Origin of the sequence: Polaribacter sp. WD7 (assembly GCF_003335085.1) — a bacterium.
Classification (GTDB): Bacteria; Bacteroidota; Bacteroidia; order Flavobacteriales; family Flavobacteriaceae; genus Polaribacter.
Genome location: NZ_QPEJ01000014.1, coordinates 65857 through 85778 on the forward strand (window position 1 = coordinate 65857; position 19922 = coordinate 85778).

Annotated in this window: 14 protein-coding genes and 1 tRNA gene; 3 read left to right on the forward strand and 12 right to left on the reverse strand. The window is 31.1% G+C overall.

What is annotated here, in order from left to right; genetic code table 11:
- Positions 1 to 3 precede the first annotated feature (3 nt).
- Positions 4 to 1467 carry a hypothetical protein gene (locus DUT90_RS01985; protein WP_114425048.1) on the reverse strand — a complete coding sequence of 488 codons (1464 nt, stop codon included), beginning with the start codon at positions 1465 to 1467 and terminating at the stop codon, positions 4 to 6.
- 1112 nt (positions 1468 to 2579) lie between these two features.
- Between DUT90_RS01985 and DUT90_RS01990 the strand changes: the two genes are divergently transcribed.
- Complete coding sequence (locus tag DUT90_RS01990) at positions 2580 to 3608, forward strand: TlpA disulfide reductase family protein (protein ID WP_114425049.1); 1029 nt, start codon at positions 2580 to 2582, stop codon at positions 3606 to 3608.
- 53 nt (positions 3609 to 3661) lie between these two features.
- On the opposite strand, the gene DUT90_RS01995 is transcribed toward DUT90_RS01990, so the two are convergent.
- The 7 genes from DUT90_RS01995 to DUT90_RS02025 form a co-directional block, all read right to left on the reverse strand.
- Complete coding sequence (locus DUT90_RS01995) at positions 3662 to 4363, reverse strand: DUF3667 domain-containing protein (protein ID WP_114425050.1); 702 nt, start codon at positions 4361 to 4363, stop codon at positions 3662 to 3664.
- 3 nt (positions 4364 to 4366) lie between these two features.
- Entirely contained in the window at positions 4367 to 5320 is a 954-nt protein-coding gene (locus tag DUT90_RS02000; protein ID WP_114425051.1) for an acetyl-CoA carboxylase carboxyltransferase subunit alpha, read from the reverse strand.
- A 74-nt stretch (positions 5321 to 5394) separates the two neighbouring features.
- Positions 5395 to 6309 (reverse strand): DMT family transporter, encoded by a 915-nt coding sequence (locus DUT90_RS02005; RefSeq protein WP_114425052.1) that lies wholly within the window; start codon positions 6307 to 6309, stop codon positions 5395 to 5397.
- Positions 6296 to 7387: an LptF/LptG family permease gene (locus DUT90_RS02010; RefSeq protein WP_258848481.1), complete on the reverse strand. Its 1092-nt coding sequence runs from the start codon at positions 7385 to 7387 to the stop codon at positions 6296 to 6298. Before DUT90_RS02010 ends, DUT90_RS02005 begins: the two co-directional genes overlap by 14 nt.
- Positions 7388 to 7431: 44 nt before the next feature.
- Positions 7432 to 8562 (reverse strand): tRNA guanosine(34) transglycosylase Tgt, encoded by a 1131-nt coding sequence (tgt, locus tag DUT90_RS02015; protein ID WP_114425053.1) that lies wholly within the window; start codon positions 8560 to 8562, stop codon positions 7432 to 7434.
- Between the two features lie 74 nt (positions 8563 to 8636).
- Positions 8637 to 9521: a 23S rRNA pseudouridine(2604) synthase RluF gene (gene rluF, locus DUT90_RS02020; RefSeq protein ID WP_114425054.1), complete on the reverse strand. Its 885-nt coding sequence runs from the start codon at positions 9519 to 9521 to the stop codon at positions 8637 to 8639.
- A gap of 65 nt (positions 9522 to 9586) precedes the next feature.
- Positions 9587 to 10189, reverse strand: a complete 603-nt coding sequence (locus DUT90_RS02025; RefSeq protein WP_114425055.1) for an alpha-ketoglutarate-dependent dioxygenase AlkB — start codon at positions 10187 to 10189, stop codon at positions 9587 to 9589.
- A gap of 64 nt (positions 10190 to 10253) precedes the next feature.
- On the opposite strand from DUT90_RS02025, the gene DUT90_RS02030 reads away from it, so the two are divergent.
- Complete coding sequence (locus tag DUT90_RS02030) at positions 10254 to 12068, forward strand: sodium:solute symporter family protein (protein ID WP_114425056.1); 1815 nt, start codon at positions 10254 to 10256, stop codon at positions 12066 to 12068.
- Positions 12069 to 12101: 33 nt separating this feature from the next.
- Here DUT90_RS02030 and DUT90_RS02035 read toward each other — a convergent pair.
- Positions 12102 to 12186 (reverse strand) — tRNA-Ser (locus DUT90_RS02035).
- Positions 12187 to 12431: 245 nt separating this feature from the next.
- On the opposite strand from DUT90_RS02035, the gene aroC reads away from it, so the two are divergent.
- Positions 12432 to 13496 carry a chorismate synthase gene (aroC, locus tag DUT90_RS02040; protein WP_114425057.1) on the forward strand — a complete coding sequence of 355 codons (1065 nt, stop codon included), beginning with the start codon at positions 12432 to 12434 and terminating at the stop codon, positions 13494 to 13496.
- 57 nt (positions 13497 to 13553) lie between these two features.
- Here the strand turns inward: aroC and DUT90_RS02045 are convergent, their stop codons facing one another.
- The 3 genes from DUT90_RS02045 to rpoC form a co-directional block, all read right to left on the reverse strand.
- On the reverse strand, positions 13554 to 15065 hold the full coding sequence (locus DUT90_RS02045; RefSeq protein WP_114425058.1) for an NADP-dependent isocitrate dehydrogenase: 1512 nt from the start codon (positions 15063 to 15065) through the stop codon (positions 13554 to 13556).
- Between the two features lie 170 nt (positions 15066 to 15235).
- A complete protein-coding gene (locus DUT90_RS02050) occupies positions 15236 to 15547 on the reverse strand; it encodes a DUF3467 domain-containing protein (RefSeq protein ID WP_114425059.1) in 312 nt (103 codons plus the stop codon).
- 99 nt (positions 15548 to 15646) lie between these two features.
- Positions 15647 to 19921 carry a DNA-directed RNA polymerase subunit beta' gene (gene rpoC / locus DUT90_RS02055; RefSeq protein WP_114425060.1) on the reverse strand — a complete coding sequence of 1425 codons (4275 nt, stop codon included), beginning with the start codon at positions 19919 to 19921 and terminating at the stop codon, positions 15647 to 15649.
- Position 19922: the final 1 nt, after the last annotated feature.

Consider the following 19922-nt stretch of genomic DNA (forward strand, 5'->3'; position numbering starts at 1 on the left):
TTTTTAATTTAATCCGTTTTTTAAAATATGTACAATACTTGTTAATGTATTAGGGTTGTCATCAAAATCGCCATGATCAATAGCATTACTAGATAAACCAACCTCGTTAGTTTTTGATACTGACAAAACCAATCTATTTTTTTGAGTATCGTTTAAATAGGTGTTAATGTTTTTTAGATGACTATGTTTCATATATTTTTGCCAATTTACATGTCTTTCTAACCCGAGTATATGAGCATCAGGATTTTTCCCTGCATCTTCTAGAATTCCAGAAATAAAGTATAGTAACGAGTGAGGATATACAATAGAGAAACCGTCAATTAATGTATCCTTTCTTTCATATTCATCAGACATTGTAAAGATTCTAATTTCATTAAACCTTTCTGTTTTTTGAACAACATATTCATCAAATAATTCAGAACGACAAGCTGGTGCTAGAAATACAAGGTTATTTACTTTTATGTGGGGATAGTTCTCTTGTACTTCTTTTATTAAATAACAAATTGCAATTGACCCTGCACTATGACCAATTAGATTAATAATTATTGGATTTTCAATGGTTCCTAATTCGTTTAATTTGGTCAATAAATATGTTCCTGCATATAAATTATTTCCAGACCTTCCTGTATTTGACTTCCACATCTCTTTTGCCTTATCTTTCATTTCTTGCCATATTGAAGCCCCTATTTTCGCAACATAATAACGTCTAAAAATCTCTTCTATCATTGTTGCGTAAAAGCCATGGTCATTATCTCTTTTAAACCTCAAAATAATATTGTAAACAATCTTTGCAATACTCCAGAAAAAACCACCTAAAAATGGGGCATCTCTACTCATCGATTTTTCTAAAGTATATTTATTATCATAAATAATATCATCTACTTCACCTATATCTAAACCCTCTATAAGTATAGGGTTTTCTAAAACATCTTTTTTTATGTCTTCTTCTAAAGTGATTACCATCTCATCTTCTGTTTGAAAATTATTGTCCTCTAAGACTCTATAGTTATCATTTATCACATAGTTCTTAAAAGGTGTTTTTTTTGATAATTCAAATTCTATTTCGCTGTATGTAATTTCTTTAATTGCCTCTCTGTTCTTACTAAGAGGTATTCTATCACCCAATCTTCTTACAATTATTCTTTGAATGATTTTAAATAAAGTTTTACGTCCAATTTTATCTAATTTTTCCCTTAATACATCGAAAATTCCTGTTTCCCAAACAAAAGAAATTGGATGTAAACCAGATTCAGTTATTTTAGAATTCATAATTTTTGCAGATTGAATACCAGCAGTATCTTTTACCAAACCGCCATGAAAATATAATCCTAATTCTCTTTGATTATTGGTTCTTAATAACTCTATTATTGCGTCTACATCTTCTGGTTTTGTATCGTATCTATGGTTTGCAGAAGGATTAAAAGTACCTGATCTGCCTACATTGACATATGTTGTTTTACTTAACATGATTTGAGATATTAGTTTGTTATAAATTTAATTTAATTGTTTTGTTATTTTAATACCTATACCTAAGTATATTTATTTTAAAATCTGTTACTTGTATTCTATGAACTTAAAGTTCTTTTAATTATAAATTAGCTTTTATTTTATTAAAAAAATCACACAATCGTTGTAAGCGGTTATTTTAAATCCATTAGGTCATATTTTTAAAATTTCTGGTTAAACTTTAAACCTTGCAGTTTTGAAATAGATAAATTAATGTTTTTTTTTACAGAGGTTCTTGAACTCTTTTTAGGTTTATTCTCTCAAAACAACTATGTTTATTTTTGTCTTTAATACCATGTTGGTCTTTATTTAAGAAAAAAATTGTTATAATTTGTTTGGTACACCTCCATTTTGTTTTTATTTTTCATCTGAAAACTAATCATACATCTGAAAATTTAAAAAGAGGTATTTGACTATCCTATAAGTTTCTTAAAGTATTATTTTTTATGTAAAAAACCTCTATTCTTTGATAGTTTGTAGTAAAGTGATAATTCTAATATTATTATTCCCAAAAATGATAGAATGTCATAAAAAACATATTATAAATCGTTTACAAAAAAATAAAATAATTTTAAAACCAATAGAGAATATGAATCTTAAGGTTTTATGCTGAAGAAGTGATAGATCAATGGAAATTTACGTGTGATATTAATACGTAGGAGCATGAAAAACACAAATTAAAACTGAGTAGTACTATTCAAATGTTTAATAAACTAGGTACTGCGTTGGAATTTTTAAAGAAGAAAATATCAGATTAAAAAAATCTGTTTTTGTATTACAATTTTCAATAGATTTGAATAATAATTATTTAATAATCAGAGTATACAATTTAGTACACGATTTTATAGAAATAATGCTCAAAAGGGGTTTTATAAATGAATTTATTTTAAATTCATAACCCTGAGGTCACGGGTTCAAATCCCGTCTTCGCTACAAAGAAAGCAACGTTTTACGCGTTGCTTTTTTAGTATAATCAAACTTTTTTTTGTTCATCACAAAAAAACAACAACATTCTTTTAACAAGTTTTATTCTCTTATATCAATTATATTTGCATAAAAAATACATTTCAATAATGAAAAAACTAAATATAGTATTGCTACTGGTTATAATCTTAGTTTCATGTACTAATACGCCTAAAGATTACGTAAGTTTAAGCGGTCAATTACAGAACAATACAGATTCTATACTTTCTATAATTACTAGAACAGGAATTGCTAAAACCATAGTAATCAATAAAGACGGCTCTTTTAAAGACACTTTAAGAGTGCCTAAAGCAGAAATTTATACTCTTGAAATCAATAGAGAAAAAAGAGCTCCTTTATTTCTAAAAAACGGATATGATATTACAATTAAAGGGAATATTGACGAAGACATTATGACTACACTAGAATATTCTGGAGAAGGTTCTAATAACAGTAAATTTATAGTTGCTCAGTTAAAAAAAGGAAAGGATTTAGGAGATCCTAATGAATTATTCAATTTAGAAGAAAAGGCATTTGACAAAAAAATTGCTGCAATTAAAAAAGAATACGATAGTATTTTAGCTTCTTACCACAATTTAGACTCTACTTTGGTGAATTTGGCAAGCAAACAAAATGAACAAATGTTTAGTTATTTTCATCAAGTATATGCCAATAATTTAATTATGGGAAAAGGTAGACCTTCTCCAAAATTTAAAGGTTATGTTGATTATAAAGGCGGAAAGAAATCTTTAGACTCTTTTAAAGGAAAGTACGTTTACATAGACGTTTGGGCAACTTGGTGTGGTCCTTGTATTCAACAAATTCCTTATCTAAAAAATCTTGAGAAAAAATACCATGATAAGAATATTGAATTTGTTAGTATATCTACAGACGAATCTAGAAGAAGTGGTGGTAGCTGGGAAGCCGCAGAAAAAAAATGGAGAGATTTTGTTAAAGAAAAACAATTAAGCGGAGTTCAATTATGGTCTGGTCAAGATTTTACATTTCAACAAGCCTACCAAATTACAGGCATTCCAAGATTTATTCTAATTGACCCTCAAGGGAATATTGTAGACGCTAATGCACCAAGACCTTCTGAACCTAGGTTAGAAGAAATACTAAATGCTTTAGATTTATAAAACTATTTTAATTTTAAAGCATAAAACGGATTCAAAAATTTGAGTCCGTTTTTTTATATTATAAAATTAGCAAATGCAAAAGGAAGTCCTAAAAAAAGGAGGTAGCTTACAAAAACTATAATTAGTGATAATGCAGCTGTACCAAAAGCGTCTTTAGGGTTTTTAAAAACTTTATATTGCAAAATTGAGATATAAACGAACACTAAAAAGTTAAAAATAATTAATTCTCTATTGTAAATTAATCTTGTTAAAATTGCGATAATAGTTGCATGTCCAAGAATAAAACAATTGATAGCTAAGTGTTCAAAAAAATTATATTTTTTGTAAAAGATTCTTGTAAAGAATGAAGAGTATAAAGCATAAGTTAACCACAAATACTTCATCTTATCTCTAATAAAATAGCCTAATTTAACGCCCATTTCTTGCGCTCCATATATATCTACTTTAGACAGTTTTGGTCTAGTTCCTCTTGGTAATAAAGAATCTAAAAAAAGATAAATACTGATTGTAATTATAGCGTAACTTATAGGATTTAAAATATATTTTCTTTTACCGTTTACATACTGTAATATTGTAATTTTAGGACGTATTGTTAAGTTTTTTAGGTTAAAAAGAAGTCCTTTATCCATATCTATGAATCCCGAAAAAACTGATTGAATTATAGATTGAAACGTAATTCTATCTATATCTTTTTTTTCTCCACATTTTGGACAAAACTGGCCTTCAAAATCGATATTACAATTGATACAAGACAATGGCTATTCTTTATAAACACCCATATTAGCATACTTATCCATTCTTATAAGTACTAATTTTTCTTTTCCTATATCTTTTAATTCTTTAAAAGCTTCTAAAATTTGATTTTGAACTGCATTAAAAGCTCCTTCTCTATCAGTATGAGCTCCTCCTACAGGTTCTGCAATAATACCATCTATAAGCTGTAATTTTTTCATGTCTTTACCTGTTAGCTTTAAAGCATCTGCAGCTTGTTCTTTATACTCCCAACTTCTCCATAAAATAGAAGAACAAGATTCTGGAGATATTACAGTATACCATGTATTTTCCATCATATATACTTTATCTCCAACACCTATACCCAAAGCACCTCCAGAAGCTCCTTCACCAATAACAATAGTTATAATTGGTGTTTTTAAACGAGTCATTTCAAAAATATTTCTGGCAATAGCTTCACCTTGTCCTCGTTCTTCAGCTTCTAACCCAGGATAAGCTCCAGGAGTATCTACCAAAGTAACTACAGGGATTCCGAATTTTTCAGCCATTTTCATCAATCGCAAAGCTTTACGATATCCTTCTGGGTTTGCCATCCCAAAATTTCTATACTGACGTGTTTTTGTATTGTAACCTTTTTGCTGACCAATAAACATGAATGATTGATCGCCAATTTTTCCCAAACCACCAATCATGGCTTTGTCGTCTTTTACACTTCTATCTCCATGCAATTCCATAAAAGTATCACCACAAAGTGCTTTAATATAATCTAACGTGTATGGTCTATTTGGGTGTCTAGACAATTGAACTCTTTGCCAAGGGGTTAGATTTTTGTAAATATCTTTTCTAGCTTTATCTAGTTTTTGCTGAATTTTTTTACAAGTAGCACTTACATCTACATCACTTTCTTCACCAATAACCTGACATTTATCTAGTTGATCTAGAAGCTCTTTGATAGGCATTTCAAAATCTAAATATTCCATATTGTAATTATCTGATTTGAGTTATTTGTAATAACAAACATACTATAAAATTCATAGTTTTTTAAAAAAAGTGCTTACTTTTTTCTGCTCGTTTTTGCTCTAATTTTTTGTCTTATGGCTGCTTTATTCTTTAAAATACCGTTAAACAACACTACAAATAAAATAATAAATGCACCGACATAGAACTCAGAATTCATTTTTTCTTTTTCTCCAAAAATTACTAAGGCTAATAAAATTGCGTATACTGGCTCTAAATTTACAGTTAGCATTACTGTATAGGGAGAAATGTATTGCATCACCTTTACAGACGCTATAAAAGCATATGCAGTACAAATACTGCTTAAGATAAAAAGATACAACCAATCTAAAGTTTGTAAATTAAAGAAGTCTATAGAAAATGAGGTTGTTACTATTATATATATTGTGATGAATAACGCTCCAAAAAAAAGTTGGTAAAATGACAAGGTGTTTGCTGAGTATTGTTTTACAAAAAGACCATTGAGTACAGAAAACAAAGCACTCAAAAATGAAGATATCAAAGCATAAATGATACCTAACTTGTATTGGCTTTCAAAATTAAAAATAATATACAACCCAAGAATAACTACTAGACCTAGGACAATTTCTAACAATCTAATTTTTCTTTTAAAAAAAAGAGGTTCTATTAATGAGGTAAAAAAAGCTCCTGTGCTCATAGTCACCAAGGCAACAGAAACATTAGACACCTTAATGGCCTTAAAGAAAAAAATCCAATGCAATGCAATTAAAACTCCGGTAATTATAAATTTTAAGAGTCCCCTTTTATCAACTGTTAAATGTTTCTTTTTAAACAATAAATACAGTAGAATAATGATAGATGCAAATAACATTCTATACCATACTAAAGGAATAGCTTCAATAGAAATTAGTGCTCCTAAAATAGCTGTAAAACCCCATATAAAAACAATAAAATGAAGTATCAGGTAGTGTTTAAAACTATTTTCTTGCATTTAGATACAAATAAACTGCTAAACAACCAAAGACAAGATTTGGCATCCAAACGTAAACAAAAGAATTTACGCCTGCTACAGCCCCTAAAACCTCTGCTATTTTCATCAAAAAGACATAAAAAAACATAATTCCTATACCTATGGCTAAATTTACTCCTGTACCTCCTCTTCTTTTTCTAAAAGCAAGTGCAACTGCAATAACTGTTAAAATGTAAGATGCCATTGGCATACTTGTTCTTTTATGCAACTCTACCAAATATGCATTTAGATTTTTTACGCCTCTGGTTCTTGATAAATCGATATATTCTATCAATTCATCAGAAGGCATTTCTTGAGCAAACGCAGATTTATAAATTAAATCTCTTGGCGTAAAATCAAATACTGTATCCAATTTTGATCCAGAAAAAATACTATCTCTATTTTGGTAAACGATTCTCTGTCTCCAAGTATTTAATGTAAAAACAGAATCTTCTTTATTAAACCTAATTCTATCTGCCATTAGTTTAGATTTAAGTTCTATTCCGTCATAAACTTCTGAAGAAAAATAGTATCCAGAGTTATTTTCGGTATCAAAACTATGAATATAAATATAAGTACTATCTGTAAGTTGTAAGCTAAATTCTCTTACCGATTTTAAGGCTCTTTTTTGACTTCTATTATTTATATATTCTTTCTCAAAACCTTTTCTTTCTGTACTACTATTAGGAACAATAAAGTGATTCATTAATAGTGATAGAAAAACGATTAGAGTAGACCCTACGAAATATGGGTACAAAAATCTTGTAAACGATACTTTAGCATTAGTTATAGCAATTATTTCTGTATTATTGGATAGCTTTGATGTAAAGAAAATAACAGCAATAAACAATGCCAAAGGCATAAAAGTGTTGGCATAATAAATGACAAAATTAACGTAATACTCATCAATAATTTGATCTACGGTAAGGTCTGCGTGTTCTAAAAAATTATCTATTTTTTCAGAGATGTCTATAGCTACCGCAATAGGAATCAAGATAAGTAAGGTAAACACAAAGGTTACCATATATTTTTTTAATATGTACTTATCTATTATTTTCACTATATAAATCTACTATTGCTTCTTTAAGAATATTAAATACTTATTTACAAACGTTTATCCATTTGTTTTACCATTTTATCTTTCCATTCTCTAAAATCTCCTGCAATAATATGTTTTCTTGCTTCTCGTGTTAACCATACATAAAATCCTAAATTATGAATAGACGCAATTTGTTTACCTAACATTTCTTTAGAGACAAATAAATGTCTTAAATATGCTTTAGAGTATAACGTATCTACATTTGTAATTGCCATTTCATCTATTGGAGAAAAGTCTTTTTCCCATTTTTTATTTTTGATATTAATTGTACCATGCGCTGTAAACAACATTCCGTTTCTAGCATTTCTTGTAGGCATAACGCAATCAAACATATCTATACCTAACGCAATATTTTCTAGAATATTTATAGGCGTACCAACCCCCATTAAATAGCGAGGTTTATCTTTTGGTAAAATCTCTGTAACTACCTCTGTCATTGCGTACATTTCTTCTGCTGGTTCTCCAACAGAAAGTCCACCAATAGCATTTGCTTGTGCTCCTGCGTTAGCTATATATTCTGCAGATTGTTTTCGTAAATCTTTGTAAGTACTTCCTTGTACAATAGGAAAAAAAGTTTGCTCATAACCATACTTATACGGCAATTTTTCTAAATGATTCATACATCTATCTAACCATCTATGTGTCATATGCATAGAGCGTTTTGCATAATTATAATCACATGGGTAAGGTGTACATTCATCAAATGCCATAATAATATCTGCACCTATGGTACGCTGAATTTCCATAACATTTTCGGGTGTAAAAAAATGCGTAGAACCGTCTATATGACTTTTAAATTTAACTCCTTCTTCATTAATTTTTCTTCTTCCAGACAAAGAATAAACTTGATACCCTCCAGAATCGGTTAAAATATTTCTATCCCAATTCATAAATTTATGCAAACCACCAGCAGCTTCTAAAACTTCTAACTTAGGTCTTAGATATAAATGATAGGTATTACCCAATATAATATCTGGATTTATCTCGTTTTTTAATTCTGTTTGATGTACGCCTTTTACGGTACCTACAGTTCCTACAGGCATAAAAATTGGAGTTTCTATAACACCATGATCTGTAGTAATAGTACCAGCTCTTGCCTGACTTTTAGGGTCTGTTGTTTTTAAATCAAAATTCATTGCTGGCAAAGATAGTAAAAAGCGTATCCTAACCTTCTTAAAGAAAAGGAATTTACTAATATTTAAGAAAAATGTTAATTTCGTTTTCTACCAAACTTTGATTTGGATTTTTTATTTTTAGGAGATGATTTTCTAAAAGAAGCGCTTTTCTTATTAAAATCATTTTTTGTGGGTGCGTGCTTTTTTTTAGATTTATTAGTCTTTTTATTTTCCTGAAGCACAGAAGCTTCTTCTGTTTTTGATGATGTAGCAATCATCGAATTGATAATGTTAAGTTCTTCTTCTGTTAATTCTCTCCAATCTCCAGGTTTTAAATTGCCAAGTTTTACATTCATAATTCTTGTACGTTTTAATTTGGTAACCTCATAATCTAGGTATTCGCACATTCTACGTATTTGACGATTTAAACCTTGTACTAAAATAATTTTAAAAACCTTTTCTGAAATTTTTTCTACCCTACACTTTTTGGTAACTGTACCTAAAATAGGAATTCCGTTACTCATTTTTTTTATAAAATCATCATCAATAGTTTTGTTTACAGAAACGATATATTCTTTTTCATGATTGTTACCTGCTCTTAATATTTTATTGACAATATCACCATCGTTGGTTAAAAAAATCAACCCCTCAGAAGGTTTATCTAAGCGCCCTATTGGGAATAATCGTTGCGGATGATTTACCGCTTTTACAATATTATTGCGTTCTTTAGAATCTGTGGTAGAGACCACTCCTACAGGCTTGTTTAACGCAATGTATAATGTTTTTGCTTTCTGTTTTAACAGCCTACCATCAACTTTAACTACGTCTTTTTGAAAAACTCTATTACCTAGTTGGGTTGGTTTTCCGTTAATAGTTACCCGTCCTTCAACAATAAGCTTCTCTGCTTCTCTACGAGAGCAAATTCCTGTAGAACTGATAAATTTATTTAAGTTTATAGATTGTTGGTTCTTGTTTTCCAAAGAAAAATTTTTAGCAAAAATAAAGAAAGTTTATTATGAATGTTTCAATTAAATAAGATAAACTGTTACAATTCTATAGTTCTAAATGTTAAGTTAATTCGCGGTACTTGTACTTTCTTTGTTGGGGGCAATCTATGTAACCAGTTGGTTTGGGTTTTATCTTTCATAACCAACAAACTTCCTCTTTCCAAAAAAATATCTATTCTCTGTTTTGTTTGCTTGTGTTTAAACGAAAATTTACGTTCTGCTCCTAAAGATAAAGAAGCTATAGCCCCGTCCTTTTTTAACATTTTTTCACCATCAGAATGATATGCCATACCTTCATCTCCAGAATGGTATAAATTTAACAAGCAAGAATTATAGGTCTCTCCACTTTCTTTTTCTACAATTGCTTTAAGTTGCCTTAATTCTTCTGTAAACAGTCTAGCCGTTTTTGTTATTTTTGAGTAGGTATACGCAAACTCAGATACTCCGTACCAAGCTACTTTTCGTTTTGTAATAATTGTTTTACCAAAAATAATAGCTTTATCATTTTCCCAAGTAATGTTATCTAGTAATTTTTGATAATAAAAATTGCATTGATCTTTGGTTAAAACAATACCGTGATAATTGGCAACTCCATCAAAAGGAAGAAGATTTTGTACTTGTGTTATAGAAAATAAATCCATCAATTAAAAATACAAATTAAACTTGAATTGGTTACTTTTAAGTTTTAAAAATAAGTTATTTCTTATGATTCAAATTAGCACTCTAGATTATATTCTAATCTTTTCTTTTTTTACCATAGTATTGTGTATCGGAATTTTTGTATCCAAAAAATCGGGTAAAAGTAGTACTGAGTTTTTTCTTTCAGGACGCAGTATGCCTTGGTGGTTATTAGGTTTTTCTATGGTGGCTACTACTTTTGCCGCAGACACTCCTTTACTTGTTACAGACATTGTTAGAGCAGACGGGGTTTCTGGCAACTGGGTATGGTGGGCATTTTTAATTACAGGTTTGTTAACCGTTTTTGTTTACGCTAAATTATGGCGCAAATCTGCTGTAAATACAGATTTAGAATTTTACGAATTGCGTTATAGTGGTAACACTGCAAAATTTCTTCGCGGATTCAGAGCTGTATATTTAGGTGTTATTTTTAATATTTTGGTGATGTCTGTTGTAACTCTAGCCGCTATAAAAATTGGGGGAATTATGTTAAATCTGCAGCCATGGGAAGTTGTGGTTTACGCAGGCACTATTACAGTTGCTTTTAGTGCTTTTGGTGGTTTTAGAGGTGTGGTTTATACCGATTTTCTTTTATTTATTATTGCTTTATTTGGTGCTTTTGCTGCTGCATATTATGCGGTAAACCTTCCTCAAGTAGGTGGTTTAGAAAATCTTTTGCAAAACGATTTGGTAATTTCTAAAATGAATATGTTACCAGATTTTAACAATACAGAAACACTAATCTCTTTGTTAATTATACCTATTGCTTTGCAATGGTGGAGTTCTTGGTATCCAGGAGCAGAACCTGGTGGCGGTGGTTATATTGCTCAAAGAATGTTGGCGGCTAAAGATGAAAATCATGCAATTGGAGCTACTTTCTTTTTCAACTTTGTACATTATGCACTACGTCCTTGGCCTTGGATTTTGGTTGCCTTGGCTTCTTTAGTCATTTTTCCAGATATTGCAAGTTTACATAGTGCTTTTCCTGATATTCCTCAAGATAAATTAGGACATGATTTAGCATATCCTGCAATGCTAAACTTTTTACCCACAGGTGTTTTAGGTATTGTTTTAGCCTCTCTAATTGCTGCTTACATGAGTACCATTTCTACACATTTAAATTGGGGTGCTTCTTATGTAGTAAACGACTTTTATCAGCGGTTTATAAAAAAAGATGCTACCGAAAAACAGCTCGTAAATATTGGCCGATTAACTACTGTTTTGATGATGTTAGTTAGTGGCCTTTTAGCCTTAAGTTTAACTAATGTAAAACAAGTTTTTGACATTATTATAATGTTTGGTGCCGGTACTGGCTTACTGTTTATTTTACGTTGGTTTTGGTGGCGCATTAATGCTTGGAGCGAAATTTCAGCAATGTTTGCATCAGGTATTATTTCTATTTTACTAAACTTTACAACTTTAGGAACAACATTATTTGGTGCTACATCGGGTATCTTACCTACATGGTTTCAATTACCTTTTGTTGTTTTAATTACTACCGCTTTTTGGTTAATTGTAACCTATATTACACAGCCTGATAATAAAGATGTATTGTATAATTTTTATGCTAAAATTCAACCTGGTGGTATGGGTTGGAATAAAATTATTAAAGATGCTGCATTAGAAAACATCAACTTAAAAACAAACAATACTCCTTGGAGTGTACCTGCTGGTATTTTAGCAATGTTGTTGGGTTGTATTTTAATTTATAGTTGTTTGTTTGCCACAGGGTTTTGGATTTACGGACAAATAACCAATGCACTTTTACTTTCTGCATCAGCAGTAATTTCTAGTTTTTTACTACTAAAAGTTTGGAAAAAAATTAAAAGCAAAGTTTTATAAACAAAAAACCTCACAATAAATTGCGAGGTTTTGCGGAGAAAGAGGGATTCGAACCCCCGGACCTGTTACAGTCAACAGTTTTCAAGACTGCCGCATTCGACCACTCTGCCATTTCTCCAAATGTCTCATCAGGTATTTCCTGAATGCGGATGCAAATATAGAAAGCTTTTTTATTTTTCTGAAACAAAAATGCTATTATTTTTCACTTTTTTTGAATATCATCTAATACAATTCATATCTTACTAACTATCAAGATATATAACTTTTTTTAGGTTTTTAGAAATCATCAGTAAAACTTAAAAAGCACTACATTTTATATAGGTCTTTAGTATCTTTGCACAAATTATTTTTAAGATTTAGATTATGTCATTCAATTCTTTTGGAAATTTATTAAAAGTTACAACTTTTGGAGAGTCTCATGGAACTGCTATTGGTGGAGTTATTGACGGTTTTCCTGCTGGTGTTCAATTAGACTTTGAAGCTATTCAAGAAGAGTTAAACAGACGTAAACCTGGGCAATCTAAAATTGTAACACAACGTAAAGAACCTGACACTGTTGAGTTTCTCTCAGGCATTTTTGAGGGTGTTACTACAGGTACTTCTATCGGTTTTATCATTAAAAATACCAATCAAAAAAGTAAAGATTATAATCACAACACCAACGTGTACAGACCTTCTCATGCAGATTATACCTATGACCAAAAATATGGTTTAAGAGATTATAGAGGTGGTGGAAGAAGTTCTGCTCGTGAAACTGCAAATTGGGTAGTGGCTGGTGCTTTGGCTAAACAATTAATGGCAAGCATAAATATAAATGCATTTACCTCTTCTGTAGGTGATATTTTTATGGAAAAACCGTATCAAGAAGTAGATTTTTCAAAAACTGAAAACAATATTGTTCGTTGCCCTGATGAAGATGCTGCAGAAAAAATGATTACTAAAATTAAAGAAATTAGAAAAGCAGGAGATACCATTGGAGGTACCATTACTTGTGTTGCTCAAAATGTTCCTGTTGGTTTGGGTGAACCTATTTTTCATAAACTACATGCTCAATTGGGTAGCGCAATGTTATCTATAAATGCTGTTAAGGGGTTTGAATTTGGTAGTGGATTTTGCGGTGCTAAAATGAAAGGTTCTGAGCATAATGATATTTTTAATGCTGATGGTTCTACACAGTCTAATTTGTCTGGTGGCATACAAGGTGGAATTAGCAACGGAATGGATATATACTTTAGAGTAGCTTTTAAACCTGTTGCTACAATTATGAGTAGCCAACAAACCATAAACTCTGAAAACGAGGTAACAGAAATTACAGGTAAAGGTCGTCATGATCCTTGTGTAGTACCTAGAGCTGTTCCGATTGTAGAGGCAATGACTGCTTTAGTTTTAGCTGATTTTTACTTGCTTAATAGAACGAGAAAAGTTTAGTTACATAAAAAAGTGAAACGTTTGCCGTTTCACTTTTTTTCAAAATATACAGTTCCTTTACTCTCCTTGTCCTAAAGAAAATGCTCTTTTCCCATCAAACTCGTATAGATTTTCTGTTTTAATCACTTCAAAACCTTTGTGGTGTAAAATAGATTGAAGCGCTATTACTTTTTCAAAATCAACAGGATTATAAATTTTTTCTCCATCAATTTTAGAATCAATATCTACAAACCTACATCTCCAGTGATCAGTACAGTATGTTTCTGCTAAACCATTAGGATATACTTTAACACCTCTATTTGTAATCATCTTCAATTTCATTTTAAAAGAATTGATATTATTTAGAATGTCTCCTATTTCGTTGGGGTTTTTCCCTTTCCAATTGATAAAAATATCTACACCAACCAAAACTTGTTTTTGTTCTTTTCTAACATATTCTGGTATTTTAATTTCTCCATTTCCTTCTGACAATTTACTAACTGGTAATTGAGTGGGCAATTTCCCTAAATTATCGATAACTCTATTTGCAAACTCTCCTGTTGAAACCACTTCTTTTGTGATAGCTTCTTGGTATATATCTGCAGTATGATAGCAGTCTTCTAACGTTTTTAACCAAGCATTTTTTATATTGTCTGCAATTTGAGTTTTACCAACATGAGACAACAACATAATAGCTGCATTTAATAATCCAGAAGGATTTGCAACTTTTTTACCTGCAATGTCTGGCGCAGACCCATGTATTGCTTCAAACATCGCTACATTGGTTCCTATATTAGCTGAACCTGCCATACCAACTGAACCCGCAATTTCTGCAGCAATATCAGAAATGATATCTCCATACAAGTTTGAAGTTACAATTACATCATAATTTTGAGGGGTTGCCGCTAATCTTGCAGACCCTATATCAATAATCTGAGAGTTACTTTCTATATCTGGATACGCTAATGCTATTTCTTTGAATACATTATGAAACAAACCATCGGTTAATTTCATAATGTTGTCTTTAACCATACAAGTTACCTTTTTTCTTCCATAGGCTCTTGCATACTCAAAAGCATATCTTACAATCTTTTCGCATCCTGGTCTAGTAATCAATTTTAAGCACTGCACAACATCTTGTGTTTGTTGATGCTCTATACCCGCATACAAATCTTCTTCATTTTCTCTTACAACAACAACATCCATCCCTGCAAAGTTAGTTTCTACATAAGGAGCAAAAGCACTTACGGGTCTAACATTGGCAAACAACCCTAAGGCTTTTCTTAGTGTAACATTTAAACTTTTATACCCTTTACCTTGTGGAGTTGTTATGGGTGCTTTTAATATAAGTTTATTTTTATTTATAGTTTCCCAAGCGCTTTTTTCAATTCCTGAAGAATTTCCTGAAAGATAAACTTGTTCTCCTATTTCAATTTTATCTGCTTGAATATTTGCTCCTGCAGCATCTAAAATCTTTAGTGTTGCATCCATTATTTCTGGTCCAATTCCATCACCATAGGCAACAGCTACTTTAGTAACATTATAATTATTAACTCTTTGAGCTTTGTTTTTTGTCTGTAGTTTTTCCATTGTCTTGTAATTTAACACTACAAAGGTCAAAAAAATAATTTATATATTTTTATATATGTTTTTTATGAAATGTATAAACTTTTTTTATGTATAAAAAATATCCCAAGCAAAAGCTTGGGATAAATACTGTAAACTTTACAATCGTTAATAGATTATATTATATGTAAAAACTATGCTTGCCCTGTTGGTCCAAAATTCATAGGAATTGGAGGTTGTTCATAATCTTTAATCTCTCCATGTTGCTGCTCAAATTTACGAACATTGTCTGCCAAAGCTTGCACCAAACGTTTCGCGTGTTGAGGCGTTAAAATTATTCTAGATTTTACTTTTGCCTTTGGGACACCCGGCATTATGTTGATGAAATCTACGATAAACTCTGACATAGAATGATTGATTATTGCTAAATTAGAATATGTTCCTTCTGCAACATCCTGATCCAATTCTATATTTATTTGCCCGTCTTTATTTTGATTTTCTTCCATATTTTATTGAATAAAAAAACGTCATTATGAAAAATATACTGAAGTAATCTTCTTATAGATTTCTCCTCTTTTAATCATAATGACGTTTATGTTATAAATTTAGAAACTTTGTTCTATCTCATCTTTTGGACCAACAATTAAGTTGTCATAAGTTCTCATACCTGTTCCTGCTGGTATTTTCTTACCAACAATTACATTTTCTTTTAAGCCTTCTAAAGAATCTACTTTACCACTTACAGCTGCTTCATTTAATACTTTTGTAGTTTCTTGGAAAGAAGCTGCAGAGATAAATGATTTTGTCTGTAAAGAAGCTCTTGTAATACCTTGTAGTACTTGTTCTGCCGTAGCTGGTCTTGCATCTCTTGCTTCTACTAAGTTCTGATCATTTCTTCTTAATAAAGAATTTTCATCTCTTAATTGACGTGCGGTAATAATCTGACCTGCTTTTAGGTTTTCTGAATCTCCAGAATCTTCAACAACTTTCATTCCATAAATTGCATCGTTTTCTGTGATAAAGTCATTTTTATGAATCAATTGATTCTCTAAGAATAATGTATCTCCTGAATCAATAATCTTAACTTTACGCATCATTTGACGAACAACTACTTCAAAATGTTTGTCATTGATTTTTACACCTTGTAGACGATATACTTCTTGAATTTCGTTAACGAGATACTCTTGAACTGCAGATGGCCCTTTAATTCTTAAAATATCAGAAGGGGTTGTAGCACCATCAGATAATGGCATACCCGCTTTAATAAAGTCGTTCTCTTGAACTAAAATCTGATTAGAAAGTTTTACTAAATATTTTCTAATGTCACCTGTTTTAGACTCAACAATAATTTCTCTATTACCTCTTTTTATTTTACCAAAAGAAACAACACCATCTATTTCAGAAACAACTGATGGATTTGAAGGATTACGTGCTTCAAATAATTCTGTTACACGTGGTAAACCTCCTGTAATATCTCCTGCTTTACCAGATTTTCTTGGAATCTTTACCAATGTTTTTCCGCTTTCTACAGTGTCTCCATTATCTACCATTAAGTGAGCACCTACAGGTAAACTGTAAGAACGTAATGCATTACCGTCTTCATCTTCTATAATTAAAGAAGCAATGATTTTCTTATTCTTAGAATCTGTAATTACTTTTTCTTGGAAACCAGTTTGTTCGTCAATTTCAACAGAATAATTCATACCTTGTTCTAAATTGTCAAACTTAACTTTACCAGCAAATTCTGAAACGATTACACCGTTAAATGGGTCCCATTGTACAATTACATCTCCTTTTGTAATTGTTTTTCTATCTTTATCAAAAATGATAGATCCATAAGGAATAATATTTGTACTCTGAGTAATTCCTGTTTTCTTATCTATAATTTTAATTTCTGCTGTTCTAGAAATTACAATATCAACTTCGTTACCGTCATTATCTTTACCTTTTACAGTTCTTAGATCTTCTATAGCAACGTTACCATCAAATTTAGCGATTAACTTATTATCTTCAGATATGTTACCTGCTACCCCACCAACGTGGAATGTACGTAATGTTAACTGTGTACCAGGTTCTCCAATAGACTGTGCTGCAATTACACCAACTGCTTCACCTATTTGAACTTTACTTAATGTTGATAAACTTTGACCGTAACATTTTGCACATATACCTCTAGAAGATTCACATGTTAATGGAGATCTTACTTCCATTCTATCAATTCCAGATTTTTCAACGGCTAATGCCAATTGAGCTGTAATTGGTTGATTTGCTTCTAAGATTAACTCTTCTGTTACTGGATGATATACATCTTGTAAAGAAATACGCCCTTCAATTCTATCTGACAATGATTCTACAATCTCATCATTTTTCTTTAATGGCGTAACTTCTAAACCTCGTAGTGTTCCACAATCTTCTTCATTGATAATAACATCTTGAGAAACATCTACCAACCTACGTGTTAAGTAACCAGCATCTGCTGTTTTTAATGCCGTATCTGCTAAACCTTTACGAGCACCGTGAGTAGAGATAAAGTATTCTAAGATTGATAAACCTTCTTTAAAGTTAGAAAGAATAGGGTTTTCAATAATTTCTCCACCACCAGCTGTAGATTTTTTAGGCTTTGCCATTAATCCACGCATACCAGTTAACTGACGAATTTGTTCTTTAGAACCCCTTGCTCCAGAATCTAACATCATATAAACCGAATTAAATCCTTGTTGGTCTTCGCGCAAACGTTTCATAGATAACTCAGTTAATCTGTTGTTGGTAGAACCCCAAACATCAATTACCTGATTGTAACGCTCTTTCTGCGTTAGCATACCCATGTTATAATTCATTACAATACCATCTACCTCTTTATTTGCTTCTTCAATCATAGATTGTTTTTCAGCAGGTATAATGATATCACCTAATGAGAAAGATAAACCACCTTCAAAGGCAAATTTATATCCCATGTTTTTTATTTCATCTAAGAATGCACCTGTTGTTGGAATATCTGTGGCTTTTAAAATTCCTCCAATAATTCCACGTAAGTTTTTCTTAGTTAATACTTCATTAATATATCCTGCTGCTGCAGGAACTTTTTCATTAAATAGAACTCTACCAACAGTAGTTTCAATAATTCTAGTTACTTGATTACCATTTTCATCAAGATCTTGAGTTCTTACCTTAATACCAGCATTTAAGTCTACTTTTTCTTCGTTAAAGGCAATAGTTACTTCTTCTGGAGAATAAAAGGTTATTCCTTCTCCTTTAATAGGAACTTCTGGGGTAGACTTTCTTTCTTTAGTCATATAATAAAGACCCAATACCATATCTTGAGAAGGTACAGTTACTGGAGCTCCATTTGCTGGATTTAAAATATTATGAGAAGCCAACATTAATAATTGCGCTTCTAAAATAGCTTCTGGTCCTAATGGTAAATGAACCGCCATTTGATCTCCATCAAAATCGGCATTAAATGCTGAACATGCTAATGGATGTAATTGAATTGCTTTTCCTTCAATTAATTTTGGTTGAAAAGCTTGAATACCTAACCTGTGTAAAGTAGGAGCTCTGTTTAATAATACAGGGTGTCCTTTAATTACGTTTTCTAAAATATCCCAAACAACTGGCTCTTTTCTGTCTATAATTTTCTTTGCAGATTTTACAGTTTTAACGATTCCTCTTTCAATCAGTTTTCTGATTACAAAAGGCTTGTACAATTCTGCTGCCATATCTTTTGGCAATCCACATTCAGACAATTTCATTTCTGGTCCAACAACAATTACAGAACGTGCAGAATAATCAACACGCTTACCTAATAAGTTTTGACGGAAACGACCTTGTTTACCTTTTAATGAATCTGATAATGATTTTAATGGTCTGTTAGATTCTGTTTTTACAGCAGATGATTTACGTGTGTTATCAAATAATGAATCTACAGATTCTTGTAACATACGTTTTTCATTACGCAAAATTACTTCTGGAGCCTTTATTTCTACCAATCTTTTTAAACGATTGTTTCTAATAATAACTCTTCTATATAAATCATTTAAATCTGAAGTTGCAAAACGACCACCATCTAAAGGCACCAATGGACGTAATTCTGGTGGAATTACTGGTATTGCCTTCATAATCATCCATTCAGGATTATTTTCTCGATTTTTTTGAGAATCTCTGAATGCTTCAACAACATTTAAACGCTTTAATGCTTCTGTTTTACGTTGTTTAGAAGTTTCTGTGTTTGCTTTATGTCTTAAATCAAAAGATAGTTGATCTAAGTCTATACGACCTAATAAATCAATCAAACACTCAGCTCCCATTTTAGCAATAAACTTGTTAGGGTCTGTATCTTCTAAATACTGGTTGTCTTGAGGTAACTCATCAACAATATCTAAATATTCTTCTTCTGTTAAGAAGTCCATTTTTTGTAATGGTTCTCCTTCTACATTTTTTGCAATACCAGGTTGAATTACTACGTAACGTTCGTAGTAAATAATCATATCTAACTTTTTAGATGGTAAACCTAAAAGGTATCCCATTTTGTTAGGTAATGATCTAAAATACCAGATATGAGCTACAGGAACTACTAAATTAATGTGCCCTACTCTGTCTCTACGTACTTTCTTTTCTGTTACTTCAACACCACATCTATCACAAACGATACCCTTGTAGCGTATTCTTTTATATTTACCACAAGCACATTCATAATCCTTTACAGGACCAAAAATACGCTCACAAAACAAACCGTCACGTTCTGGTTTGTGTGTACGATAATTTATAGTTTCTGGTTTTAAAACCTCACCTTTAGAAATCTCTAAAATTGCTTCTGGTGATGATAAACCAATTGAAATTTTGTTAAACTTTTTTACAGTGTACTTTTCTTGTCTTCTTGCCATG